27 protein-coding genes, 1 tRNA gene and 2 pseudogenes are annotated in these 23,800 nt (G+C 70.1%); 19 read left to right on the plus strand and 11 right to left on the minus strand.

The window, feature by feature from the left end:
- Positions 1-19: 19 nt before the first annotated feature.
- Positions 20-859 carry a 16S rRNA (cytidine(1402)-2'-O)-methyltransferase gene (gene rsmI / locus ACFFGH_RS24615; RefSeq protein WP_386673268.1) on the plus strand — a complete coding sequence of 280 codons (840 nt, stop codon included), beginning with the start codon at positions 20-22 and terminating at the stop codon, positions 857-859.
- On the opposite strand, the gene ACFFGH_RS24620 is transcribed toward rsmI, so the two are convergent.
- Both ACFFGH_RS24620 and ACFFGH_RS24625 read right to left on the minus strand, forming a co-directional pair.
- Complete coding sequence (locus tag ACFFGH_RS24620; RefSeq protein ID WP_386673270.1) at positions 860-1,732, minus strand: aldo/keto reductase; 873 nt, start codon at positions 1,730-1,732, stop codon at positions 860-862.
- On the minus strand, positions 1,729-2,595 hold the full coding sequence (locus ACFFGH_RS24625; protein ID WP_386673272.1) for a TIGR03620 family F420-dependent LLM class oxidoreductase: 867 nt from the start codon (positions 2,593-2,595) through the stop codon (positions 1,729-1,731). The genes ACFFGH_RS24620 and ACFFGH_RS24625 overlap by 4 nt, the downstream gene beginning before the upstream one ends.
- 81 nt (positions 2,596-2,676) lie before the next feature.
- Here ACFFGH_RS24625 and metG point away from each other — a divergent pair, with 81 nt between their 5' ends.
- The 7 genes from metG (at position 2,677) to ACFFGH_RS24660 (ending at position 10,055) form a co-directional block, all read left to right on the plus strand.
- Entirely contained in the window at positions 2,677-4,254 is a 1,578-nt protein-coding gene (gene metG, locus ACFFGH_RS24630) for a methionine--tRNA ligase (protein WP_386673274.1), read from the plus strand.
- The gene (locus ACFFGH_RS24635; protein ID WP_386673276.1) at positions 4,251-5,204 is read left to right on the plus strand and encodes a TatD family hydrolase; all 954 of its coding nucleotides are present in this window, start codon (positions 4,251-4,253) and stop codon (positions 5,202-5,204) included. The genes metG and ACFFGH_RS24635 overlap by 4 nt, the downstream gene beginning before the upstream one ends.
- A gap of 106 nt (positions 5,205-5,310) precedes the next feature.
- Entirely contained in the window at positions 5,311-6,153 is an 843-nt protein-coding gene (gene rsmA / locus ACFFGH_RS24640; RefSeq protein WP_386673277.1) for a 16S rRNA (adenine(1518)-N(6)/adenine(1519)-N(6))-dimethyltransferase RsmA, read from the plus strand.
- A gap of 92 nt (positions 6,154-6,245) precedes the next feature.
- Positions 6,246-6,788, plus strand: coding sequence for a DUF4287 domain-containing protein (locus tag ACFFGH_RS24645; RefSeq protein WP_386673279.1), 543 nt, complete (start codon positions 6,246-6,248; stop codon positions 6,786-6,788).
- Between the two features lie 9 nt (positions 6,789-6,797).
- On the plus strand, positions 6,798-7,733 hold the full coding sequence (locus ACFFGH_RS24650; RefSeq protein ID WP_386673281.1) for a 4-(cytidine 5'-diphospho)-2-C-methyl-D-erythritol kinase: 936 nt from the start codon (positions 6,798-6,800) through the stop codon (positions 7,731-7,733).
- A gap of 41 nt (positions 7,734-7,774) precedes the next feature.
- The gene (locus ACFFGH_RS24655; RefSeq protein ID WP_386673282.1) at positions 7,775-9,589 is read left to right on the plus strand and encodes an ABC-F family ATP-binding cassette domain-containing protein; all 1,815 of its coding nucleotides are present in this window, start codon (positions 7,775-7,777) and stop codon (positions 9,587-9,589) included.
- Between the two features lie 64 nt (positions 9,590-9,653).
- Positions 9,654-10,055, plus strand: a complete 402-nt coding sequence (locus ACFFGH_RS24660) for a hypothetical protein (RefSeq protein ID WP_386673284.1) — start codon at positions 9,654-9,656, stop codon at positions 10,053-10,055.
- A gap of 43 nt (positions 10,056-10,098) precedes the next feature.
- Here ACFFGH_RS24660 and ACFFGH_RS24665 read toward each other — a convergent pair whose 3' ends face one another.
- Positions 10,099-10,590, minus strand: a complete 492-nt coding sequence (locus ACFFGH_RS24665; protein ID WP_386673285.1) for a MarR family winged helix-turn-helix transcriptional regulator — start codon at positions 10,588-10,590, stop codon at positions 10,099-10,101.
- 86 nt (positions 10,591-10,676) lie between these two features.
- Here ACFFGH_RS24665 and ACFFGH_RS24670 point away from each other — a divergent pair.
- Positions 10,677-10,748, plus strand: a tRNA-Gln gene (locus ACFFGH_RS24670).
- Positions 10,749-10,776: 28 nt separating this feature from the next.
- Here ACFFGH_RS24670 and ACFFGH_RS24675 read toward each other — a convergent pair.
- From ACFFGH_RS24675 to ACFFGH_RS24685, 3 genes and pseudogenes are all read right to left on the minus strand, one after another.
- Entirely contained in the window at positions 10,777-11,097 is a 321-nt protein-coding gene (locus ACFFGH_RS24675) for a calcium-binding protein (protein WP_386673349.1), read from the minus strand.
- Between the two features lie 3 nt (positions 11,098-11,100).
- Positions 11,101-11,205: pseudogene (locus ACFFGH_RS24680) on the minus strand (hypothetical protein); the annotation flags it as partial.
- 42 nt (positions 11,206-11,247) lie between these two features.
- Positions 11,248-11,493: pseudogene (locus ACFFGH_RS24685) on the minus strand (hypothetical protein); the annotation flags it as partial.
- A gap of 162 nt (positions 11,494-11,655) precedes the next feature.
- Between ACFFGH_RS24685 and ACFFGH_RS24690 the strand changes: the two are divergent.
- The gene (locus ACFFGH_RS24690; RefSeq protein ID WP_386673286.1) at positions 11,656-11,841 is read left to right on the plus strand and encodes a hypothetical protein; all 186 of its coding nucleotides are present in this window, start codon (positions 11,656-11,658) and stop codon (positions 11,839-11,841) included.
- Between the two features lie 47 nt (positions 11,842-11,888).
- Here the strand turns inward: ACFFGH_RS24690 and ACFFGH_RS24695 are convergent, their stop codons facing one another.
- A complete protein-coding gene (locus ACFFGH_RS24695; RefSeq protein WP_386673287.1) occupies positions 11,889-12,326 on the minus strand; it encodes a GNAT family N-acetyltransferase in 438 nt (145 codons plus the stop codon).
- 89 nt (positions 12,327-12,415) lie between these two features.
- On the minus strand, positions 12,416-12,811 hold the full coding sequence (locus ACFFGH_RS24700) for a type II toxin-antitoxin system VapC family toxin (RefSeq protein WP_386673289.1): 396 nt from the start codon (positions 12,809-12,811) through the stop codon (positions 12,416-12,418).
- Between the two features lie 112 nt (positions 12,812-12,923).
- Between ACFFGH_RS24700 and ACFFGH_RS24705 the strand changes: the two genes are divergently transcribed.
- The 6 genes from ACFFGH_RS24705 (at position 12,924) to ACFFGH_RS24730 (ending at position 17,961) form a co-directional block, all read left to right on the plus strand.
- A complete protein-coding gene (locus ACFFGH_RS24705; protein ID WP_386673290.1) occupies positions 12,924-13,184 on the plus strand; it encodes a DUF8836 family protein in 261 nt (86 codons plus the stop codon).
- Positions 13,185-13,224: 40 nt separating this feature from the next.
- Positions 13,225-13,614 (plus strand): DUF2255 family protein, encoded by a 390-nt coding sequence (locus tag ACFFGH_RS24710; RefSeq protein WP_386673292.1) that lies wholly within the window; start codon positions 13,225-13,227, stop codon positions 13,612-13,614.
- Between the two features lie 28 nt (positions 13,615-13,642).
- Positions 13,643-14,413 (plus strand): class I SAM-dependent methyltransferase, encoded by a 771-nt coding sequence (locus tag ACFFGH_RS24715; RefSeq protein ID WP_386673293.1) that lies wholly within the window; start codon positions 13,643-13,645, stop codon positions 14,411-14,413.
- A 155-nt stretch (positions 14,414-14,568) separates the two neighbouring features.
- Positions 14,569-15,399: an SGNH/GDSL hydrolase family protein gene (locus ACFFGH_RS24720; RefSeq protein ID WP_386673295.1), complete on the plus strand. Its 831-nt coding sequence runs from the start codon at positions 14,569-14,571 to the stop codon at positions 15,397-15,399.
- Between the two features lie 107 nt (positions 15,400-15,506).
- Complete coding sequence (gene glmU / locus ACFFGH_RS24725; protein WP_386673297.1) at positions 15,507-16,943, plus strand: bifunctional UDP-N-acetylglucosamine diphosphorylase/glucosamine-1-phosphate N-acetyltransferase GlmU; 1,437 nt, start codon at positions 15,507-15,509, stop codon at positions 16,941-16,943.
- A 40-nt stretch (positions 16,944-16,983) separates the two neighbouring features.
- The gene (locus ACFFGH_RS24730) at positions 16,984-17,961 is read left to right on the plus strand and encodes a ribose-phosphate diphosphokinase (RefSeq protein WP_386673299.1); all 978 of its coding nucleotides are present in this window, start codon (positions 16,984-16,986) and stop codon (positions 17,959-17,961) included.
- Positions 17,962-17,970: 9 nt separating this feature from the next.
- On the opposite strand, the gene ACFFGH_RS24735 is transcribed toward ACFFGH_RS24730, so the two are convergent.
- On the minus strand, positions 17,971-18,669 hold the full coding sequence (locus ACFFGH_RS24735) for a spermine/spermidine synthase domain-containing protein (protein ID WP_386673300.1): 699 nt from the start codon (positions 18,667-18,669) through the stop codon (positions 17,971-17,973).
- Positions 18,670-18,700: 31 nt separating this feature from the next.
- Entirely contained in the window at positions 18,701-19,108 is a 408-nt protein-coding gene (locus ACFFGH_RS24740) for a hypothetical protein (RefSeq protein ID WP_386673302.1), read from the minus strand.
- A gap of 141 nt (positions 19,109-19,249) precedes the next feature.
- On the opposite strand from ACFFGH_RS24740, the gene ACFFGH_RS24745 reads away from it, so the two are divergent.
- Complete coding sequence (locus tag ACFFGH_RS24745; RefSeq protein ID WP_386673304.1) at positions 19,250-20,470, plus strand: APC family permease; 1,221 nt, start codon at positions 19,250-19,252, stop codon at positions 20,468-20,470.
- Positions 20,471-20,478: 8 nt separating this feature from the next.
- On the opposite strand, the gene gnd is transcribed toward ACFFGH_RS24745, so the two are convergent.
- Positions 20,479-21,927, minus strand: coding sequence for an NADP-dependent phosphogluconate dehydrogenase (gnd, locus tag ACFFGH_RS24750; RefSeq protein WP_386673306.1), 1,449 nt, complete (start codon positions 21,925-21,927; stop codon positions 20,479-20,481).
- Positions 21,928-22,078: 151 nt separating this feature from the next.
- On the opposite strand from gnd, the gene ACFFGH_RS24755 reads away from it, so the two are divergent.
- A complete protein-coding gene (locus ACFFGH_RS24755; RefSeq protein ID WP_386673307.1) occupies positions 22,079-22,594 on the plus strand; it encodes a gluconokinase in 516 nt (171 codons plus the stop codon).
- A complete protein-coding gene (locus tag ACFFGH_RS24760; RefSeq protein WP_386673309.1) occupies positions 22,587-23,618 on the plus strand; it encodes a D-2-hydroxyacid dehydrogenase in 1,032 nt (343 codons plus the stop codon). The genes ACFFGH_RS24755 and ACFFGH_RS24760 overlap by 8 nt, the downstream gene beginning before the upstream one ends.
- The last annotated feature ends 182 nt before the right edge of the window (positions 23,619-23,800 follow it).

A 23,800-nucleotide genomic window follows, 5' to 3' on the forward strand; every position in this document is an offset into this window, starting at 1 on the left:
GTGTTGAGAGGATGAGGGGGTGATCATCCTCGCCGCCACGCCGATCGGCAACCTCGGCGACGCATCCCGCCGGCTTGTGGAGGCGTTGACCTCTGCCCGGGTGATCGCCGCTGAGGACACCCGCACCGCCTCGCATCTGCTGCGCGCACTCGGCATCGACAATCGGCCGCGGTTGATCGCGCTGCACGAGCACAACGAGACCGCGAAGGCGGGCGAGATCGTGGAGCTCGCCCGCGACGAGGACGTGCTGGTGCTCACCGACGCCGGAATGCCCGCGATCAGCGACCCCGGGTTCCCGCTGGTGTCCGCTGCCGCTGCGGCCGGTGTTCCGGTCACGGTGCTGCCTGGGCCGAGCGCGGTGCTCACGGCGCTCGCCGTGTCGGGGCTGCCCACCGACCGGTTCACGTTCGAGGGCTTCGTGCCGCGCAAGTCCCGTCGGGCCCACTTCGCCGATCTCGCGCGCGAGCCGCGCACGCAGGTGTTCTTCGAGTCGCCCCACCGGCTGGGGGAGACGCTGGCCGACCTCGCCGCCGAGTACGGGGCTGAGCGCCGCGTCGTCGTCTGCCGCGAGTTGACCAAGCTGCACGAGGAGGTCGTCCGCGGGACCGCCGCCGAGCTGGCTGCGCGGTTCGCCGCCGGTGCGCGCGGTGAGATCTGCATCGTCGTCGAGGGCGCCCGCCCGCGTACCGGCGACCTCGCCGACGGCATCGCGCAGGTGCTCGAGCTCGTGGCATCGGGGGAGCGGATGAAGGCGGCTGCCGAGGAGGTCGCCGAGCACACGGGGTTCGGCAAGCGCGAGCTCTATGAGGGAGCCCTCGCCGCGCGCCGGTCAGCCGGCGACACGTCCTCGCCGCGATAGTCACCTGGCGGCGAGGCTGGCGTGCAGCCGCTCCGCGAGGTCCTCGCTCAGCTCGAGGTCCGCGGCGGCGGCCGAGTCGCGGATCGACTCGGGACGGGACGCTCCAGGGATCGGGATCACGGTCGGGCCGAGGGTGAGCATCCACGCCAGGGTGAGTCGCTGCGGACTCACCCCGAGCTCCGCCGCCGCTTCCGCGAACGCGGGATGCCGCCGTGCCGTCTCCTCCGTCTTGCCGATCCCGCCGAGCGGTCGCCACGGCAGGAAGGCGATGCCGTGCTGGGAGCAGTGATCGAGCTCACCGATCGAGTCCGGAAAGTCCGGTGAGAACCGGTTCTGCACCGAGGCGAGCCGCCCGTCGAGCACCTCGAGCGCGAGCTGGATCTGCGCCACCGACGCGTTCGAGATCCCCGCCCGGCGGATGACGCCCTCGTCGAGCAGGTCGCGGATCGCGCGGAGCGACTCGGCGTAGTCCACCTGCGGATCCGGCCAGTGCAGCTGGTAGAGGCCGATCGACTCGACCCCGAGGCGTCGTCGTGAGTCGCTGGCTGCCTGCTGGAGGTGCTCCCGGGTCCCCACCTTGTCGGCCTCACCGGGTGCCCGAAGCACCAGACCCCCCTTCGTCGCCACCATCACCTGCGACGTGTCGCCCGGATACGCGGCGAGCGCCTCGGCGATCAGGGTCTCGTTGTGCCCTGGCCCGTCCTCGAAGGTGGTGTACGCGTCAGCCGTGTCGAGCAGCGTCACCCCCGCGTCGAGTGCGGCGTGGATCGTGGCGACGGCTCGGTCGCGATCCGGGCGTCCGGGGATGGACAGTGGCATCACACCCATCCCGATGCCGCCGACCTCAGCGTCGCCGACCCGCCGGCGCGTCACTCCGCCGCTCCGATCTGCAGCGCGACCGCCAGCCGCGCGAAGCCGTCCGCATCGCGCTCGCCAGGTCTGGGGATGAGCTGCACAGCCACCTCGTCCGCTCCGGCTCCGAGATGGTCGGCAAGCCGCCCGGCCACCTCCTCCGGGGTGCCGAAGGGCACCAGCTCATCCACCAGCCAGTCGCTCCCGCCGTGGTCGAGGTCCGCCTCCCGGAAGCCCTGCCGCAGCAGGCTGGTGCGGTAGTTCGTCAGCTGCAGGTACCGCTCGAGCGACGCGCGTGCGAGCGCTCGCGCCGTGTCGCGGTCGGATTCGAGCACCACCCGCTGCTCCGGCACGAGCAGCGGGCCGGTGCCCAGCAGCGCTCGCGCGTCGCGGGTGTGACTCGGCGGAACGAGGAAGGGATGCGCGCCGCGGGACCGCTCCGCCGCGAGGCGCAGCATCCGGGGTCCCAGCGCCGCGAGGACGCGATGGTCCGCCGGCACCCCGGCCTGGTCCAGCACGTCGAGGTAGCGTGACACCGCTTCGTACGGCCGCTCGGCGGCGGGTCCCGCCACCTCGGGATGGCCGGCGCCGATGCCGAGCAGGAACCGGTCGCCGTACCGCTCGGCGACCCGGACGTACGACTCGGCGACCTTCCACCCGTCGCTGCGCCAGATGTTCACCACACCGGTGGCGATGCGGATCGAGGCTGTGGCGTCGAGCAGTTCCTCCGCCACCGCGAGGTCGGCGGCCGGCGAGCCGCCGATCCACACGCTCGAGTACCCGAGGTCCTCCAGGTGCCGGGCGAGCCCCGCATCGGCCGTGCCGCGGCGCAGCCAGACCCCCACCCGGCCGCGCAGTGCTGTGTTCATCGCATCTGTCGTCATGCGCGGCATTATCCGGGCATCGCCCGCGAGCACGCCGGGGGCCCGGGTAACGAAGAAATCGACCTCGGTAGGATCGACCCCATGCCCGGCGAGTCCTTCTACATCGCGACGCCCATCTTCTATGTGAACGACGTGCCGCACATCGGGCACGCCTACACCGAGGTCGCCGCCGACGTGCTGGCCCGCTGGCACCGGCAGCGCGGCGAGGACACGTGGCTGCTCACCGGCACCGACGAGCACGGCCAGAAGATCCTGCGCACCGCCGTCGCGAACAACACGACGCCGCACGACTGGGCGGACAAGCTCGTGGAGAGCGCCTGGAAGCCGCTGCTGGAGACGATCGACATCGCCAACGACGACTTCATCCGCACCACCGACGCCCGCCACGAGGAGGGCGTCACGCTCTTCCTGCAGCGGCTCTACGACGACGGGTTCATCTACGCCGGCGAATACGAAGGCTATTACTGCGTCGGATGCGAGGAGTACAAGCAGCCCAGTGAGCTGGTTGAGGGCACCGGGGAGTATGCCGGCCAGCTGGTGGATCTCATCCACGGCCGCCCGGTCGAGATCCTCAAGGAGCGCAACTACTTCTTCCGGATGAGCGACTTCGCCGAGCGTCTGCTCGACCTGTACGAGTCGCAGCCTGACTTCATCCAGCCGGAGAGCGTCCGGAACGAGATCGTGCAGTTCGTGAAGCAGGGCCTCGACGACCTCTCCATCTCCAGGTCGAGCTTCGACTGGGGCATCAAGATCCCGTGGGACGACAGCCACGTCGTCTACGTGTGGTTCGAGGCGCTGCTGAACTACATCACCGCGATCGGCTACGGCGTCGACGACGAGCAGTTCGAGCGCCGCTGGCCCGCGGTGCAGCTCGTCGGCAAGGACATCGCCCGGTTCCACGCCGTCATCTGGCCGGCGATGCTGATGGCTGCGGGCCTCCCCGTGCCGCGGAAGGTGTTCGGCCACGGCTGGCTGCTCGTCGGCGGCGAGAAGATGTCGAAGTCGAAGCTCACCGGCATCGCGCCGAGCCAGATCACCGACACGTTCGGCTCGGATGCGTTCCGCTACTACTTCCTGCGCGCCATCAGCTTCGGTCAGGACGGCTCCTTCAGCTGGGAGGACCTCTCGGCGCGCTACCAGGCCGAGCTCGCCAACGGCTTCGGCAACCTGGCATCACGCGTGATCGCGATGGTGCTGCGCTACCGGAACGGAGTCGTGCCGGAGGCGGGGGATCTCGAGCTGCAGGACTCCGCCATCCGCAACGCGGCCGAAACCGCCACCCAGCTCGCGGACGGTGCGATCGACCGGATGGCGATCCACGAGGCGATCGCCGCCGTGTGGCAGCTGGTGGACGAGCTGAACGGCTATATCACCGAGCAGGAACCGTGGACGCTCGCGAAGGACCCGGCGAAGGCGGCCCGACTCGACACGGTGCTCGCCACCGCGGTGCACGGACTCGGCGCGCTTGCGGTGCTGCTGGCACCGGTGCTGCCGAAGGCGACCGCGAAGCTCTGGACCGCGCTCGGCGGGACCGGCTCGCCGGCGGACCAGCCGATCCATCGGGCGTACGAGTGGGCGGGTTCCGGTCGGGTGAGCGCGCTCGAATCCGGGCTGTTCCCCCGGATCGAGATCGAGGAGACCGAGGGGTCGGTCGCATGAACGACGGCGGCCGGGAGATCCGGCAGCACGACCCGAGCCGGTATGTGCGCGAGCGGCAGGCGGTGACCGAGCACGGGCAGTCACGCAACCTCGAGTACCCGCCGCTGCCGGAGACCCTCGTGGTGCCCGTCTACGACAACCACGCCCATCTGGAGATCAGCGACGGCGACCCCGAGGGGGAGCAGCTCGACTATCGGGACCACCTCGATCGCGCCTCATCCGTCGGTGTCCGCGGCGCGGTCCAGGTCGGCGGCGACCTGGAGACCTCCCGGTGGACCGCCGACATCGTCGCCCGGGAGCCCCGGCTCCTCGGCGCGGTCGCGATCCACCCCAACGAGGCGCCGGGGTATGCGGCGTCCGGGCTGCTCGACGATGCGCTCACGGAGATCCACGAGCTGGCAGGCCGCACCCGCGTGCGGGCCATCGGCGAGACCGGCCTCGACCATTTCCGCACCGGCGAGAGCGGCCGCGCGGCGCAGCTGAAGTCCTTCGAGGCGCACATCGAGATCGCCAAGCAGCGGGGCATCGCGATGCAGATCCACGACCGTGATGCGCACCGCGAGGTGGTGGAGACACTGTTGCGGGTGGGAGCGCCGGATCGCACCGTGTTCCACTGCTTCTCCGGCGACGCGGAGCTCGCCGAGATCTGCACCGAGCACGGCTGGTACATGTCGTTCGCGGGCACCGTGACGTTCAAGAACTCGCTCGGCATCCGGGATGCGCTGGAGGTCGCACCGCGGAGCCTGCTGCTCGTCGAGACGGACACGCCGTTCCTCACCCCGCATCCGTTCCGCGGCCGGCCGAACTCGCCGTACATGATCCCGCACACGCTGCGCGGCATGGCGAACTACCTGCAGACCGATGTGTCGATGCTGGCGGCGCAGATCACCTCGAACACGGAGGCGGTGTACGGCACCTGGGACTCGGAGCCGGTCACCGTCCTCGAGTGACGCCGTCAGCTTTCATCATTCAGGAGGTGATCTGGCGGATGAGGGGGATGCCGGCCGGAGGGGTATCGCCCGTCACGTTGGCCACTCGAGTCACGCGGAGTCCTCGATGGTGAAAGGCGGCGGGCTGCTGGGGCCCGCGGAGATCCGGGATCTCGCCGCGACACTCGGCATCCAGCCGACGAAGCGGCTGGGGCAGAACTTCGTCCACGACGCGAATACGGTCCGCCGCATCGTGCAGGTCGCCCGGGTGAAGCCGGGCGACGAGGTGCTCGAGGTCGGGCCGGGACTCGGGTCGCTCACGCTGGGCCTGCTCGAGGCGGGCGCGTCGGTGACGGCGGTCGAGATCGACGGCCGGCTCGCCGAGCAGCTGCCCCGCACCGTCGAGCTGCTGCAGCCAGGCGCGCCACTGCGGGTGATCGAGGCGGACGCGCTCCGGATCACCGAGCTTCCCGCGGCGCCGGTGTCGATCGTCGCGAATCTGCCCTACAACGTGTCGGTGCCGGTGCTGCTGCACCTGCTCGAGCACGTCCCGACCCTCGAGTCCGGGCTCGTGATGGTGCAGGCGGAGGTCGGGCATCGGCTGGCGGCACCGTCCGGGTCGAAGGTCTACGGATCGCCGAGCGTGAAGGCCGCCTGGTACGGCACCTGGCGGATCGCCGCCCAGGTGAGCCGGCAGGTGTTCTGGCCGGTGCCGAACGTCGACTCGGTGCTCGTCGGCTTCGAGCACGGGGACCACCCCGGAACCGAGGCGGAGCGGGTCCAGACCTTCGCCCTTGTCGACGCCGCGTTCGGCCAGCGGCGCAAGATGCTCAGGCAGTCGCTCGGCACGGTGCTCGGCAGCGCGCAGGCGGCCGCCGGGCGGATGGAGCGGGCCGGCGTCGACCCCACCGCGCGCGGTGAGCAGCTGACGGTGCACGACTTCCTCGCCATCGTCCGTGCGGGGGAATGATCACCTCGGTCGCTGAGCGTGTCGAAGCGACCGTGCCGGTACCTCCGCACTTGACGGTTGCCGTCGCAGCCGACACCGGAAACACTGGTCGCATGGCGGTAGCGGATTCGCGCAGCGGGGTCGGGGACGACGCGGTGCTGGCGGCGACGGGCAAGCGTCCGGACGACTGGTTCCGCATGCTCGACGAGCGGAACGCCACGACATGGCGGCACGCCGACATCGCCGCGTGGCTGGTCCGGGATCACGGTGTCGACCCGTGGTGGTCGCAGAACCTCACCGTCCGCTACGAGCAGGAGCGCGGCATGCGCGCGCCCGGCCAGATGGCGGACGGCACCTACAGCGTCAGCACGTCGCGCACCCTGGCCGGCGACAAGCGGCAGGTGCTCGAAGCCGCGGTGGCGGCGGTGCGGGAGTCGGTGGGCATGGAGCCCGCGAGCGTCAACGCTGACGCCGCGTACGCGACCGCGAGATGGAAACTCGACACGGGCACGCTGCTGCTGACGGTGAACCCGCCGAAGAGCGGCAAGTCGAGCGTGAACCTGACCCACTCGAAGCTCCGGAATCCGGAGGCCATGAGCGCTGCGAAGGATACCTTGAGCGCGATGCTTGAAAGAGTCGCCGCGACACTCGGTTAGGTTGGAGTCATGACCTCAGCCGGTTCGCTCGCCGCGGTTCACGCGCGAGCGCCCGGCAAGATCAACGTCTTCCTGAAGGTCGGGGCGCTGCTCGACGACGGCTACCACGACGTCGCGATCGCCTACCAGGCCGTGTCGCTCTACGAAGACGTGCGGGTGCACCACGCGGACGACTTCTCGGTCGAAGTGGCCGGCACGGTCGAGGTCTCCAGGGTGCCGACGAATGGCTCGAACATCGCCATCAAGGCCGCGCGGCTGCTCGCGCGGAAGGCCGGCTACCGGGCGGGAGCGCGCATCTCGATCACGAAGCGGGTGCCGGTGGCGGGCGGCATGGGCGGTGGCTCAGCCGACGCCGCCGCGACGCTGCTCGCCTGCGACGCGCTCTGGGGCACCGACCTGCCGCGGGAGGAGCTGCTTGGACTCGCCCGTGAGCTCGGCGCGGATGTGCCGTTCGCCCTGACCGGCGGCACCGCCATCGGCACCGGGCGCGGCGACCAGCTCTCCCCGGCGCTGGCGAAGGGCAACTTCCAGTGGGTGCTGGTGCTCGCCGACTTCGGCCTCAGCACCCCCGCGGTGTACGCGGAGCTGGACCGGCATCGTGACCGGCACGCGCAGGACATCTTCCCGGCGGACCCGACGCCCACGGTGGACACCAACGTGCTGCAGGCCATTCGGGCGGGCGATCCGCACATGCTGGCGGAGACGCTGCACAACGACCTGCAGGCACCGGCGATCCACCTGCAGCCGTCACTCGCGGAGATCCTCGAGCTGGGGGAGCAGAACGGCGCGCTCGCGGGCGTCATCTCCGGAAGCGGGCCGACGGTGGCATTCCTCGCCGCGGACCTCGACGGGGCACTGGAGCTGCAGATCGCTCTGTCGGCCGCGAGGATGAACGTCGTGCGGGCCACCGGCCCGGTGCACGGCGCCCGCATCATGCAGGACTGAGCCGGGTTCGGGGCGCGACGCCCGGCGGTTAGGCTCGACGGATGGCGCATCTCCTGGGAGCAGAGAATCTGCACCTGGAGTACCCCACCAGGGTGATCTTCGACTCCGTCACGGTCGGGCTCAGCGAGGGCGAGCGGATCGGCGTGGTCGGCCGGAACGGCGACGGCAAGTCGACACTGTTGCGCCTGCTCGCGGGGAGGCAGGAGCCGGACGGCGGCCGCGTCACCCGGCGGGGAGGGGTCACCCTCGGGATGCTGGACCAGTCCGACGAGCTTCCCGACGACCTGACGGTCGCCGAGGCCGTCGTCGGCGGCCGGGCCGAGCACGAGTGGGCAGGCGATGCGCGCACGCGCGACGTGATCGCGGGGCTCGTCGCGGACATCCCGTGGGAAGCGCAGATGTCGCGGCTGAGCGGCGGCCAGCGGCGGCGCACCGCGCTGGCGGCGCTGCTCACCCACGACTGGGACGTGCTCTTCCTCGACGAGCCGACGAACCACCTCGACGTCGAAGGTGTCGCGTGGCTCGCCGAGCACCTCAAGCGCCGCTGGTCGCCGAACTCTGGCGGTCTCGTCGTCGTGACACACGACCGCTGGTTCCTCGACGAGGTCTCCACGGCCACCTGGGAGGTGCACGACGCGACGATCGAGCCGTTCGAGGGTGGCTACGCCGCGTACGTGCTGCAGCGGGTGGAGCGGGACCGGATGGCCGCCGCCACCGAGTCCAAGCGGCAGAACCTGCTGCGGAAGGAGCTCGCGTGGCTGCGGCGCGGGGCGCCCGCGAGGACAAGCAAGCCGAAGTTCCGCATCGACGCGGCCAATGCCCTCATCGAGAACGAGCCGCCCGTGCGGGACAGCGTCGCGCTCTCGCAGCTCGCGGTCGCGCGGCTCGGCAAAGACGTCGTCGACCTGCTCGATGTGAGCGTCAGCTACCCGTCGGAGAACGGCGCCGAGACCGAGGTGCTCCGCGACGTGGAGTGGCGGATCGCGCCGGGGGAGCGCAGCGGCATCCTCGGGGTGAACGGCGCCGGCAAGTCGACGCTGCTGGGGCTGATCGCCGGGACAGTGCAGTCCACCTCCGGCAGGGTGAAGCGCGGCAAGACGGTGCGCATCGCGATGCTGGACCAGCGCCTCGCGGAGCTCGCCGACATCCAGCACGAGCGGATCAGCGCCGTCGTCGCGCGGGAGAAGACCTCCTACGTGACGGGTGGGAAGGAGCTCACACCGGGTCAGCTGCTCGAGCGGCTCGGCTTCACCAGCGCGCAGCTGAGCACCCCGGTGAAGGATCTCAGCGGCGGGCAGAAGCGGCGGCTGCAGCTGATGCTCATCCTGCTGCACGAGCCGAACGTTCTGATCCTGGACGAGCCGACGAACGACCTCGACACCGACATGCTGGCCGCGATGGAGGACCTGCTCGACTCCTGGCCCGGCACGCTGCTGGTGGTGAGCCACGACCGGTATCTGCTGGAACGGGTCACCGACTCGCAGTACGCCATCCTCGACGGCCGGCTTCGCCACGTTCCGGGCGGCGTGGACGAGTACTTGCGCCTGCGGCGGTCTGCCCAGCAGGTGCAAGCGGCGCAGACGGCTGCCGCTGGGAAGCCCGCTGCCGCCCACGGCGGACCGGTCGAGCTCACGGGGGCGGAGCGGCGAGCGCTCGAGAAGGAGCTGTCCTCGGTGGAGCGCCGCATGGAGCGCACGGGTCACGAGCTCGGGCGACTGCACGACGACTTCGCGACCCACGACCAGAGCGACTACGTCGGCCTCGGTCGCCTGCAGAGCCGCCAGCGCGAGCTCGAGGAGCAGCACAGCGACCTCGAGACGAAGTGGCTGGAGCTCAGCGAGCGCCTCGAGGCGTGACGCGGCCCGTGGGCCGGCCGTGGTGTGGACCGGCGGGCGGTCCTGCCGCCCGTAGCATGAGAGCGTGACGGATCCGATCGCTGCGGCAGGCGCGATCGCGGAACTGTTCACCTGGATCGGCGTCATCCTCGGCGGTATCGTGCTGGTCGCCGGGTTCGTTCGAGGGGCACTCATGCGGAACCCTCGAACCCATCGCGGTGTCGTCATCGATGCGGACGAGCACTCCGTAGGCTTCCGGTGGTTCGGTGATGACGGCGACATCCACGAGGCGGACGCGCCGCCCCTGCGCCGTCGCAGCGTCAGCGTCGGCGACGACATCACCGTCTACACGCCGCGGTCCCGTCCCGATCGTGGCCGGATCGACCCGGTCGACCACCTGGGGCGCACACTCCGCGTGATCGGCTGGGTGCTGCTCGGCATCGGTCTGCTCGCCGCGGTGCTGTCGATCGTGCTGCTGTTCCTCTGATCGGTCCTGAGGCTGTCGAAGGGACCATGCCCGAGCCGGCACCTCAGTCGAAGTCGAGGCTGAGTTTCCGCAGCAGCGACGCGAGCCGCTCCTGCTCCACTTTGGGCAGCGCGTCCAGCAGCTCGGACTCCGCCACCAGCAGCTCCGAGATCGCTGTGTCCACGCGCTCCCTGCCCGCGGGGGTCATCAGCACGAGGATCCCGCGGCCGTCATGCGGGTCGGTGCGGCGCTCGACGAGCCGGCGCTCCACCAGCCGGTCGATCCGGTTCGTCATGGTGCCGCTGGAGACCAGGGTCTGCTGCAGCAGTGACTTCGGGCTCAGCTGGTACGGCGGGCCGGCGCGACGCAGCGCGGACAGCACGTCGAACTCCCACGACTCCAGGTCGGACGCTGCGAATGCCGACTTCCGTGCCCGCTCGAGGTGCCGTGAGAGCCGCCCCACCCGGGAGAGCACCTGCAGCGGGGAGAAGTCGAGATCCGGCCGCTCCCGGCGCCACGCGTCGACGATGCGGTCGACCTCGTCACTCTCCGGCATGCCTTCATTATGGCGGCGCCCACCCGCGGCACGACGGCGTCGCCCAAGGGTTCTCTGGCAGACTTGACGCCGCGCGAGTCGCGCGATCCGCTTTGGTGTAACGGCAGCACGACGGCCTTTGGAGCCGTTAGGTCCAGGTTCGAATCCTGGGAGCGGAGCAGGGGGACTGTCTCTTCGGTACGGGGCCTAGAACGTGTCCTCAACCCCGGACAGGCGATCACAGTCGGCCGCGACGTCCGTGCCGGGGCCTCCCACGCAGCGGTCCGCGGTTCCAGCCGGGGGCAGCGGCGGAAGCGGGGTGCCCGGTGGTGGCGGTGGGGTGTCGGGCGGCAGCTCGCCGAACAGCATGTCGTCGCCCGGTCCGCCGTCGAGCCTGTCGTTGCCCGGCCCGCCCACGAGGGTGTCCATCCCCGGGCCTCCGCCGAGCCGGTCTCGGCCGAACCCGCCGAAGACCGTGTCGGTTCCAGGGCCGCCCTCACCGCGGTCGTTGCCGACCGCGAGGGCGATGAAGTCGTCCCCGGGTCCGCCGTCGACTCTGTCGTCGCCCGGCCCGGAGAGGATCTCGTCGTTGCCGGGACCCCCGTTGATCCGGTCGGCGCCGCCGGGCGCCTGCACGTTGCCGAAGAACGTCGACGTGTCGCCGAGGATGAGGTCGTCGCCCGGTCCGGCGTCGATCCTGTCGTCGCCGAGCCGCCCGCAGATGGCGTCGGGTCCCGGGGTGCCCGAGATCCGCTCCGACGCGTTCGTGCCGATGATGACGTTGTACTGCGAGAGGTCGATGTCCGGTGGGACCGCGCAGTCCTCAGGAATCGTCGGCATGTGTCCGTCCGCAGCCGCGGGGCTGGCGACGGCCCACGGCGCCGCGAGCGCCAACGCCAAGATCAGTACTCGTCCACGGTTCATCCGAGCCTCCTTGCTCGACGGTGCGGAACTGCGGTTCCACTGTAAGAGCGGCGCGCCGGGGGCACAAGGGAGGAGTCCCGCCGACTGTGGTATGAGGCGTGAGCGAAGTCCGCCGGCACGGGTGACCGCACCGGTGCGCTGGCGCGAGCGTACAGTTAGTGCATGACACACGCGGCACCAGCGATGTGGACGGACCCCCGCGACGAGATCGAGTACGGCGTGCTCATGGCCAATGGCCGGCTCGCCCCGCGCGCGTTCGCCGACCGTGCCGCCGCCGAGGCGTGGGCGCGCCCGGACGAGGGCGACGAGGTGGTGTCGTTCAACCGCATCTGCGAGTGCGACAGCTGAGTCCCGCCGTCGCCGACGAAGCAGGGGTTCCGCGACGCGGGTGACGCTCAGTCGCGCGGCGGGGAAGCGGGGACGACGAGGTCGCGATACTCCGGGTGCGCGTCGATGAAGCCTCGGATCTGCCCGCATTCGACCGCAACGCGCTGTCCCCGGTCGCGGAGGTCATCGAGCACGTGGGCGATCAAGGCCGTCGCGATTCCCCTGCCTCGCTGCACAGGCTCGACGAACGTCGAGCGCAGCACCAGCGGGCCGCTGTCTCTGCCGGCGTAGCGGATCAGGCCGACCACGCGTCGGCCGATCAGGGCCTGGAACTCGAAGGCGGCGACATCGTCCCTGACGACGAACTCGGTCTCAGCTTCGGCGCTCGGCGTCGTGTACTCCAGGGAGCCGCCGTCCTCCGGGCTCAGCGCCGTGCCCTGGTCGAGGAAGCCGCTGCCGTCGGGATAGCCGGCTACGTCCGGGTATTCGAATGCGTCACGGGCCATGTGGGATCCGATCGTCGATGTGAGCGGATGGTGGAATGGTCGGGCTCCCTCGCGGTCGCCGTCCAGAGGCGTTGGTCCCGGCTTTCCGCTCAGTGCAGGTCGTCGATCGACGCCGTCGGGACGACGTCCTCGACGCGGCGAGCCAGTTCCGCGTCCGAGGTCACGAGCGCGTCTGCCTGCAGCTTGGTGAGCGCGACGTACTCGGCGTCGTAGGTGGATGCCCAGCCGAGCCGATCCGCCATCTCCCAGGCGACCTTGCGAAGCACCGCGTCGCCGAGCAGCCGGATCTTCAGCCGACCGACCCGCGCAAGCCGATCACGCGCGATGTCGGCGGTCAGCTCGCCCCGGTGCACCGCTTCATGGAGCATCGACAGCGTCTGCGAGCGAAGCAGTGTGGGTGCGAGGAGCTCGTGCTGCGGGAACACCTGGATGTCCTCCCGCACCAAGTGCAGCACAGCACTCGCATCGACAACGTATCTGGTCACGGGCTCCTCCTGACGTCGGCGGATCAGACACTATCCCCAGAACGGCCCGCGCAGTCGAAATACGACCGTGACCTGCGTTGTTATAGCAGGTGGGGCAATGCGAGGAGGAACGGTGAAAGGCGATCGGGTCGAGGTCGTCGTCGATGCTGGCGACGGCACACGCACATACGAGATCGAGGCCACGCGCGCCGGCCGGCGGCTCGACATCACCAGCGGCAGAGGACTGGTAGAGGTCACCGAGGTGACCCGCGGCGGCACTCCGGTGCGTACCGCGCGGTTCATGGCGAATCGCGTGATCGCGCTCGTCGAACATCCGGCGGCTCGCGGCCACGGCGGCGCCGAGGAGGTCGTCACGCTGCGCCGGACCGCGTGAGCGTCGACGCGGGCCGTGGATGAAGGAGCGAGCGGATGCGATGACTTCCTGGACGGCTGACGAGCTGCGACGCGTCGGCGACGCTGACGAGCTTCATGTGACCTCGCTGCGTCCAGACGGGAGTCTGCGCCCATCCGTGACGATCTGGGTCGTCCGGGTCGGCGACGATCTCTACATTCGCTCTGCCTATGGGCCCCAGAACGGGTGGTTCCGCCGCGCTCGGGCGAGCGGCGCGGGACGCATCCGTGCGGGCGGAGTGGAGCGGGACGTGACGTTCGCCGAGACGCCGGCGGAGGTCCACGCGGCGATCGACGCCGCCTACCACGCCAAGTACGACCGCTACGGAGAGCGGATCGTGCGCACCGTCGTCGGCGACGCCGTCGCCCCACTGACGATCCGCCTGGTGCCCAAGGACGCTTCGGCCGGCTGAGCGCGCGAGCCCTGCGTAGCATCGATCCGTGGTGGACAGCAGCGACGGCAGCGCAGGTGACACGGACTACGGCCGCGTCGGCGCCGCCTACTCCGAACACCGCCGCCCTGAGCCCGAGATCGCGGACGCCATCCTCGCCGCCCTCGGCGGAGCGAGGCGGGTGCTCAACGTCGGTGCGGGCGCCGGTTCGTACGAACCCGCCGACCGCGACGTGGTGGCCGTCGAACCGTCCGCAGCGATGCGGGCCCAGCGACCGCCGCACTTGACGCCCGCGGTCGACGCCACCGCCGAGCACTTGCCGTTCGGCGACGACGAATTCGATGCGGCAATGGCCACCTTCACCGTTCACCAGTGGGCGGATCTCGAGGCAGGCCTCACGGAGCTGCGGCGGGTCACCCGCGGACCGGTGGTTCTCCTCACCGCCGATCCGAGCCTGCTCGAGCGGTACTGGCTCGTCGAGTACCTTCCCGAGGTGATCCGGACGGAGGAGCAGCGGTTCCCCACTCGAGAGCGGATCGCGGCGGCACTCGGCGGCGGGGTGCGGGTCGAGGAGGTGCCGATCCCGCTGCACTGCCGCGACGGGTTCGGGGAGGCGTACTACGGGCGGCCGGAACTGCTGCTCGACAAGAGCGTGCAGCAGGCGATGTCCGCCTTCAGTCACGTGTCGCCGGACTCCATCGAGCGCTTCGAGCGGAACCTGCGCAGCGACCTGGATTCCGGACGGTGGGACGAGCGCCACGGGCGGCTGCGGAGCCGATCGCACTTCCGCGGCTCCCTGATCCTGATCATCGCCGACTGACGCTCGATTCACCCGAGCCGACCGAGCGTCAGGGTCCGAACGGCCCTGCGTGCCGCTGAGTGCGCCTCATCCGGGGTGGGCGGTCTGCGATGCACGGGTGAAGCTGTGGTGAAATCCCGCGTGCCGCATTCTGTGGAGTTGTAGCGTGACCGGCCATGAACGTCTCATTCCTTCGCCGGAACCGCCTGCTCGCAGGTCTGTTCACGGCCGTCCTCGCCACCGGCATCGTCGCCGGAACCGCGGCTCCCGCTTCGGCGGGCAACTCCCACCACAAGAAGATCGACTACGTCGCGCTCGGCGACTCCTACGCCGCCGGCCAGGGTGGCGGGCGCTACCTCGACGAGTGTCTGCACACGAAGGCCGCCTACCCGCGGGCCGTGGACAAGCTCCCCGGCGTGAAGCTGATCGCGGACGCCACCTGCTCCGGGGCGACCAGCCTTGACGTGTTGAAGCACCAGATCCCGCGGGTCAAGCACAAGCTGCAGAAAGCAGAGCTGGTCACGCTCACCGTCGGCGCCAACGACATCGCGTCCCAGGAGATCCGGGAAACCTGCGGGGCGCCCGGGGCAGCCGCGCCGGCCACCTTCGACGAGCAGCGTTGCACGACGCTGGTGCTGAAGGCCATCGCGAACGTCAAGGAGCGGGTGCTGAAGGCGCTCGTGAAGATCGATGACATCCGGGATCGGGTGAAGATCCTCGTCACCGGGTATCCGCGTCTCTTCGCCGCACCTGCCGACGCCTTCCAGGCCAGGGCCAACGCCGCGGTCGACGGGCTCAACGCGGCGCTCCACCAGGCCGTGAAGAAGGCGAACATGTGGGGTGTCCGCGCGTACTTCGTGGACGTCACCCGCGCCTTCCACGGGCGCCTCATCGGCGACCGGTTCCCGTGGCTCCACGCGGAGGGGAATGACACGTGGCACCCGAACAAGTGGGGTCACCTGGCCTACTCGGTAGTGGTCATCTGGCATGTGAAGCGGATCTTCTGACCCGAGACACCCATCTGACCGCGGACTCCTGACGCGTCTCGACGACGAGTCGTGTCAGGAGTCCGCGGAGTGCGCCGGGGCCCAGGCCGGTGCGAGAGAATGGCGCCATGTCTGACTCCAGTCTCGCGGTCATCGTCCTCGCCGCCGGCCAGGGCACCCGAATGCGCTCCGCAACACCGAAGGTGCTGCACTCGCTCGCCGGTGTCCCGCTCGTGGGTCACGTCCTCGCCACCGCCCGAGCCCTCGACCCGGCTCACGTGATCGCCGTCGTGCGGCACGAGCGCGAGGCGGTGGCGAACGCCATCGCCGAACTGATGCCGGACGTCACCATCGTCGATCAGGACGAGGTGCCCGGCACGGGGCGCGCGGTCGAGGTCGCCCTCGACGCGCTCCCGCAGGACTTCGCGGGAGACGTGGTGGTGGTGAGCGGTGACGTCCCGCTGCTGGACGCCGCAACGCTCGGCGAGCTGCTCAGCTCGCACCGGCAAGCCCAGGCGGCGGCCACCGTGCTGTCCGCCATCCTCGACGACGCGACCGGCTACGGCCGGGTTCTCCGGGGCGCCGACGGTTCGCTCGACCGGATCGTCGAGCACAAGGACGCGAACGACGACGAGCTCGGCGTCGTCGAGATCAACTCCGGAACGTACGTGTTCTCCGTCGGGCAGCTTCGCGCGCATCTGCCCAAGGTCGGCACCGCCAACAGTCAAGGGGAGAAGTACCTCACCGACGTCATCGGGCTGCTCCGGGAGGAGGGCGCGCCCATCGCCGCCGTGCCGGTGTCGCAGAGCTGGCTCGTGGGCGGCGTCAACGACCGGGTGCAGCTCGCGGACGCGGCGCAACGGCTCAACGCGCTCATCGTCCGCGGCTGGCAGCTTGCCGGTGTGACCGTGCACGACCCGGCCACCACCTGGATCGACCTGAAGGCACAGCTGGCCGAAGACGTCGAGGTGCTGCCGGGCACGCAGATCCGCGGCGCAACCGTGATCGCGCGCGGCGCGGTGGTCGGGCCGGACACCACCCTGCTCGACTGCGAGGTCGGCGAGGGCGCCACCGTGAAGCGCACCGACGCGACACTCGCCGTGATCGGACCCGGCGCATCCGTCGGCCCGTTCGCCTACCTGCGGCCGGGGACGGAGCTCGCCGAGGGCGGCAAGATCGGCACCTTCGTGGAGACGAAGAACGCGAAGATCGGCGCGGGAAGCAAGGTGCCGCACCTGAGCTACATCGGCGACACCACCGTGGGCGTGCAGGCGAACATCGGCGCCGGCACCATCGTCGCCAACTACGACGGCGTTCACAAGCACAAGACCGTCGTCGGATCGCACGTGCGCACCGGCTCGCACAACGTCTTCGTCGCCCCCGTTAGGATTGGGGACGGAGCCTACACGGGAGCGGGAACGGTGGTCCGGAAGGATGTTCCGGCCGGTGCCCTCGCGATCAACGTGGCTCCGCAGCGCAACATGCCCGGCTGGGTCGAAGAGCACCGTGCCGGCACGGCGGCGGCCGAAGCGGCGAGAGCGGCATCCGAACCGCAGGCCGAATAGCCAGCTTCAGAGGCCGGTCCGCCGGCGGAAAGCGAGATCCGTGACCGGCGTCAAGGTCAGCAACGAGAAACAGCTGGTGCTCGTCTCCGGCCGCGCGCACCCGAAGCTCGCGGAGGACATCGCACAAGAGCTCAACGCCGAGCTGGTGCACACCGACGCCCGCACCTTCGCGAACGGCGAAATCTACGCCCGGTTCGATGAGAGCGTCCGCGGGTGCGACGCATTCGTCATCCAGTCGCACACGCAGCCGATCAACGAGTGGCTCATGGAGCAGCTCATCATGGTGGACGCAATGAAGCGCGCCTCGGCGAAGCGGATCACCGTGGTGTCGCCGTTCTACCCGTATGCCCGGCAGGACAAGAAAGGCCGCGGCCGCGAGCCGATCTCCGCCCGCCTGGTCGCCGACCTCTACAAAGCGGCCGGGGCCGACCGGATCATGAGCGTCGACCTGCACGCCGCGCAGATCCAGGGCTTCTTCGACGGTCCGGTCGATCACCTCTTCGCAATGCCGGTGCTCATGGAGCACGTGCGCAACAAGCTCGACCTCAGCTCACTCACCGTCGTGAGCCCCGACATGGGCCGGGTGCGGGTCGCTGACATCTGGAGCGACAAGCTGGGGGTGCCGCTCGCGATCATCCACAAGCGGCGCGACCCGCTGGTGCCGAATCAGGTGAGCGTGCATGAGATCGTCGGCGAGGTGGAGGGCCGCGTGTGCCTGCTCGTCGACGACCTCATCGACACGGGCCGGACGATCCGCAAGGCCGCGGACGCGCTCAAGGCGAACGGCGCCACCGGTGTCGTGGTCGCCGCGACGCACGCCGTGTTCTCCCCGCCCGCGGTGGAGCTGCTCGACACGCCCAACATCGACTCGGTCGTCGTCACCGACACCCTGCCGCTGCCGCCGGGAAAGCGCTGGGAAAAGCTGACGATCCTGCCGATCGCGCCGCTCATCGCACGGGCCATCCATGAGGTGTTCGACGACGGCTCCGTCACCTCGATGTTCGACGGTGCGGCCTGAGGCCCATCCTCACCACGCGACGTAGACGGAGTTCGTCGACACCCCGCCGGTCAGCGGGTTGTCGAAGGCGACGAGGTGCCCAGCCGTGTGGGTCCAGACCTCTGCGAGCACCGCGGTGAACTCGGGCTCGGGCGGATCGTCCGACCACAGCGCGAAGACACCGTCCTGCTTCAGATGCCGAGCAAGCGAGCGAAGCCCATCCGCGGTGTAGAGGTCGGCGTGGCTCGGGTGCAGGCGGTGTCGCGGCGAATGGTCGATGTCCACCAGGATCGCGTCGTACCGCGGCGCGCCGGTGGGCGGCTCCCGCCGCATCCGCGCGAAGAAGTCGTCGACGACGAGCTCGGTACGGTCGTCATCCATGAGGGCGGCGGACACCGGCAGCAGGCGCCGTCGGTGCCAGTCGAGCACCGCTGGCAGGGCATCGATCACGGTCAGAGACCGCACCCGCGGGTCTCGCAGCGCCGTGACCGCCGTGTAGCCCAGACCGAGGCCGCCGACCAGCACGTCGAGCTCCTGACGCGCCGCAGCCGCGAGTCCCAGCGTCGCCAGGTCCTCTTCGGCAACGGTGAACAAGCTCGACATGAGGAACTCGTCGCCGAGCTTGACCTCGTAGACCTCGACACCGACCGCCGGTTCGGTCCGTCGGCGCAGTGTGAGGTCCCCGAGGGGCGTCGGCTGCCAATCCAGCTCCTCGAATCGCGAGCTCACGGCATCCCCCGTCGGTCGTGGGCGTCGCGGCTCAGGTGTTCTCCACAGGCACGCGCGGCGTGCGATCGACGGGTGGGGCGACCGGGATGAGCCCCATCCCGCGCAGGTAGAGCTCGTCACTGCCGAACCGCTCGGCGTAGCAGTTCCACCCCGGACCCTCCGGGCCGGACAGCTCGAACCGTGCGTGCGGTGTGCCGTTCGGCACGTTCTCCGCCACGTAGTAGGCGCACGCGCGCTCGGCGCTGTTCGCCGCGGTGGACGCCGTGATGAGGATGCCCGGCAGGACCAGGCCGAGGAGTCCGACGACCACCAGCACGCGCATCACGCGCTGCGTCCGGTGCGACCGGAGCGGCCGGTCGCCGGTCGGCTCATAGCCAGCGAGCTCGGGGGAGTCGTCGTCCATCGCGGTCTCCTCCCGGTCGACGTCCCAGTCTGACACGCCGCACGTCCGGTCGCTGAGCTTGTCGAAGGCGCCTGATCGGTCGCTGAGCTTGTCGAAGCGCCCACGTGGGGGAACGTCCCGCTCGCCTCCCAGGCCCAGGGGCCGAGGTGTTCTCCTGGGGCCGATATGGTGTGCGACGTGCAGCACCTGGAGCGCCGGCTCGGCCTCGGATCCGCGATCTGGATCGGTCTGGCCTCGATGATCGGCGCGGGGGTGTTCTTCGTGTGGGCGCCGGCGGCCGCGGCGGCCGGGGAGCTGATGCTCGTCTCTCTCGCGATCGCGGCGGTGGTCGCCTGCCTGAACGCGCTGAGCACCGCCCAGCTCGCCATGCGGCACCCGATCGCCGGAGGCGCGTACTCCTTCGGCCGGGAGACCATCGGGCCGTGGACCGGGTTCACCGCAGGATGGCTGTTCCTCTGGGGGAAGACCGCATCCGTGGGCGCCATCGCGCTGATCGCGGGAAGCTATCTGTGGCCAGAGTCCGCCCGACTGGTCGCGGTCGGGCTGGTGGCCTTCTTCGCGGGCGTGAACATGACCGGCATCCGTTCGACCGCCGCGGTGAGTGCTGTGCTCGCGACCATCGTGCTCGTCGGGCTGTTCGCGTTCGTGCTCGGCATCCGGTTCTCCGGCGGCACGTGGGCGAGCGTCTCCGCCGTCGAGCGAATCGACGCGTACGGCGTTCTTCAGGGCGCCGCGCTCATCTTCTTCGCGTTCGCCGGCTACGCCCGGATGGCGACCCTCGGCGAGGAGGTGCGCAATCCGAGGCGCACGCTGCCGCTCGCGATCCTCCTCGCGCTGGCGATCGCGCTGTTCGTCTACGCGAACGTCGCGATCCTGTGTCTCACTCTGCTGGGCCCGACCACGCTCGCCGCAACCGACTCACCGCTCGCCGCGCTGCTCGGCGGGCCATGGGATCCGGCGATCCGGACGGTGGCGGGGATCGCCTGCCTCGGCTCGCTCGTCGGCATCCTCGCTGCGCTGAGCCGCACGAGCCTGGCAATGGCCAGGAACCGCGACCTGCCCGGCGCGCTCGCCCGCATCTCGACCCGCACCAGGGCGCCCGTGCTCGCGGAGGCGGTCACCGCGTTCCTCGCGATCGTCGGCGTGCTGCTGCTGCCGCCGGAGACACTGGTCGGCCTCTCCAACTGCGCGGTGCTCGCATACTACGGCGTCGCGCACGCCGCCGCGTACCGGCAGCCGGCCAACGAGCGCTGGCTTCCCCGTGCCGTCCAGATCGCCGGGCTGGTGGGGTGCGCGGCGCTTGCGCTGTCGCTGCCGCTCGGGGCGGTGGTGACCACCCTCGCGGTGCTCGGGTCGGGTTTGGTGATCCGGTTCCTCACCCTCCGCGTGCGCGGCTGAGCCGACCTCTAGTGGGAGTCGGTGGCTTCGATCTCGGTGCGGTCGCCGCTCCAGAGGGTGTGGTAGGTGCCCTCGGCGTCGACGCGTTTGTAGGTGTGTGCGCCGAAGAAGTCGCGCTGGCCTTGCACGACGGCGGCGGGGAGCCGTTTCGCTCTGAGCCCGTCGTAGTAGGCAAGGGATGAGGAGAACGCCGGGGTCGGGATGCCCGACGTTGCGGCGTGCGCGACGACGCGGCGCCAGGAGTCCTGCTCGCCGGCGACCGCTTCTGTGAAGTACGGGGCGGTGACCAGTGAGACGAGGTCGGGCTGCTCGGTGTAGGCGTCGGTGATGCGGTTGAGGAACACGGCGCGGATGATGCAGCCGCCCCGCCAGATCTTCGCGACGCTGCCGAGGTCGATGTTCCAGCCGTATTCGTCCGCGCCGGCGGCGATGGCGTCGAAGCCTTGCGAGTAGGCGATGATCTTCGACGCGTAGAGTGCGCGGCGGACGTCCTCGACGAACGCGTCGCGGTCCTCCACCCGAGCCGGTGTCGAGGGGCCGGGGAGTTCGGATGCGGCGGCGCGCTGCGCGGGTTTCGACGACAGGGCACGGGCGAACACGGCCTCGGCGATCCCGGAGACCGGCACGCCCAGGTTCAGCGCGGTCTGCACGGTCCAGACGCCGGTGCCCTTGGATCCGGCCTGGTCGAGGATGACATCGACGAGCGGCTTGCCGGTTCTGGCGTCCACCTGCCGCAGCACCTCGGCGGTGATCTCGATCAGATATGACTCGAGCTCGCCCCTGTTCCACTCGGTGAACACGTCGGCGATCTCGGCCGGGGTGAGCCCGGCGCTGTTGCGCAGCAGGTCGTACGCCTCGGCGATGAGCTGCATGTCGGCGTACTCGATGCCGTTGTGGATCATCTTCACGAAGTGGCCGGCACCGTCGGTGCCGATGTGGGTCACACACGGCTCACCCTCGGCCACCGCCGCGATCGACTTCAGGATCGGGCCGAGGGTCTCGTAGGACTCGGGGGAGCCGCCGGGCATGATCGACGGTCCGTTCAGGGCGCCTTCCTCGCCGCCGGAGATGCCGGCGCCGACGAAGTGGAGTCCCTTGGCGCTGACCGCCTGCTCCCTGCGGATGGTGTCGGTGAACAGGGCGTTGCCGCCATCGACGATGATGTCGCCCGGCTCGAACACCTGCGTCAGCTGGTCGATCACCGCATCCGTGCCGCGGCCGGCCTGCACCATGATGATCGCGGTGCGCGGCTTCTGCAGGCTCGCGGCGAACTCCTCGACAGACTTCGCCTGCACGAACTCCGCCTCAGGGTGCTCCTCGATCAACGACTCCGTGCGGGCCCACGTGCGGTTGTAGACCGCCACGGTGTTGCCCTCCCGGCTAGCAAGGTTGCGGGCAAGGTTCGACCCCATCACGGCAAGGCCGACGACTCCGATGTTCGCCGTTGCTTCGGTCACTGATGCTCCTTCGGAACTTAAGCTTTCAACCCTTCGACGCTAGTGCCTCCCGCTACCCGCAGACCGCGGGGAGGCTGAGGATTGCGCTCCGTGACGGTCCAGCCACCCGCCCGGGTCCGGGCCGATCCGCGGGCATCGGTAGATTGATCAGGTGCAGCCCGACGCCCCCGCCGTCCCGATCGTCGTGATGGGCGTCTCCGGCAGCGGCAAGACCGTGACCGGCAGCCGGCTCGCAGTCGCACTCGGACGGCCGTTCGTCGACGCCGATGATCTGCATCCGCCCGCCAACAAGGAGAAGATGGCGCGCGGCATCCCGCTGAACGACGAGGACCGCTGGGGCTGGCTCGACACGGTGGGTGAGCGCCTCGCCGGGGGAGAGCCCGTCGTCGTCGCCTGCAGTGCGCTGAAGCGGGTGTATCGCGACCGGCTTCGGGCAGCCGCGCCGGACGCGGTGTTCGTGCACCTGCACGGGAGCCGCGGGCTGTTGGCCGAGCGGATGGGGCACCGGGTCCACGAGTTCATGCCGGTGACGCTCCTCGACTCGCAGCTTGCGACGCTCGAGCCGCTGCAGGAGGACGAGCGCGGCGTCGTCGTCGACGTCGCGCCGCCGCTGCCCGAAGTCGTCGAGAACGCCGTCACCGAATTGAAGAAGGACCGTCATGACTGAGCTCCGCGTCGTCATCGCCACGCCCCTGAGCGACGAGCTCGTGGAGATGATCCGCACTCGAGAACCCCGGCTGGAGATCGTGCACGAGCCACAGCTGATGGCGCCGGCTGACCCGAACTGGATGAAGGGCCACGATCGCACCGCCGAGGAGCAGACGGAGTACGAGCGGCTCGTCGACACCGCGGAGGCGCTGTACGGCGTTCCGGACCAGTCGGGAGAGGCGCTCGCCCGCACCGTCGCCGCGAACCCGAAGCTGAAGTGGGTGCACACCATCCCGGCCGGAGGCGGGGCGCAGGTGCGCGCAGCGCAGCTGCCGGACGAGGCGCTGGAGCGCATCCTCTTCACAACGTCTGCGGGGGTGCACGCGCAGCCGCTCGCCGAGTTCTGCGTGTTCGGCGTGATGGCGGGCGCCAAGCAGCTGCCGTGGATGCAGCAGGAGCAGCGCGCGCACCGCTGGGGTGAGCGGCGTCCGTTCGCCCTGCTGACCGAGACCACCGTCGCGGTCGTGGGGCTCGGATCGATCGGACGCCGCGTCGCGGAGCTGCTGAAGGGGCTCGGATGCACCGTGGTCGGCGTGCACCGGCGGGAGGTCGATGCTGCGGTCGACCGCATCGAACCGGTCGAAGCGCTCGCTGATGTCTTCGCGAGCGTCGACGCCGTCGTGCTCTCCCTTCCCGGCACTCCGGTGACCGAAGGCATGATCAGCCGGGAGGTGCTGGAGCGCACGAAGCCGGGTCTCACCTTCGTCAATGTGGGCCGTGGCACCACCGTCGATGAGCCGGCACTCGTCGAGGCGCTCCGGGACGGCCGCGTCGGCCTCGCGGTGCTCGACGTCACCGCCGTCGAGCCGCTGCCGCAGGACAGCCCGCTGTGGGACCTGCCGAATGTGGTGCTCGCCCCGCACACCGCGGCGATCAGCGACCACGAGCCGCGGCTCATCGCCGAGCTCTTCGTCGAGAACGCACGCCGCTTCCTCGACGGCGAGGAGCCGCTCAACCGGGTGAACACCGACGAGTTCTACTGACCCGTGCGGCTCGATCACCGGATCTGAAGCCCAGCCGACGTCCGGTAGGATCGACCGGTACTTCGGCGAGGGATGCTTCGCATCCGTGATCGACGCGGTGGAACTGGGCACAGTGCGAACGCACGGGTCTTTCCTCACGCTGACATGCGTTCGAGTTGACAACAGATCAGGGCCCAGCGGCC

The sequence above is a fragment of the Lysobacter korlensis genome (assembly GCF_042434515.1).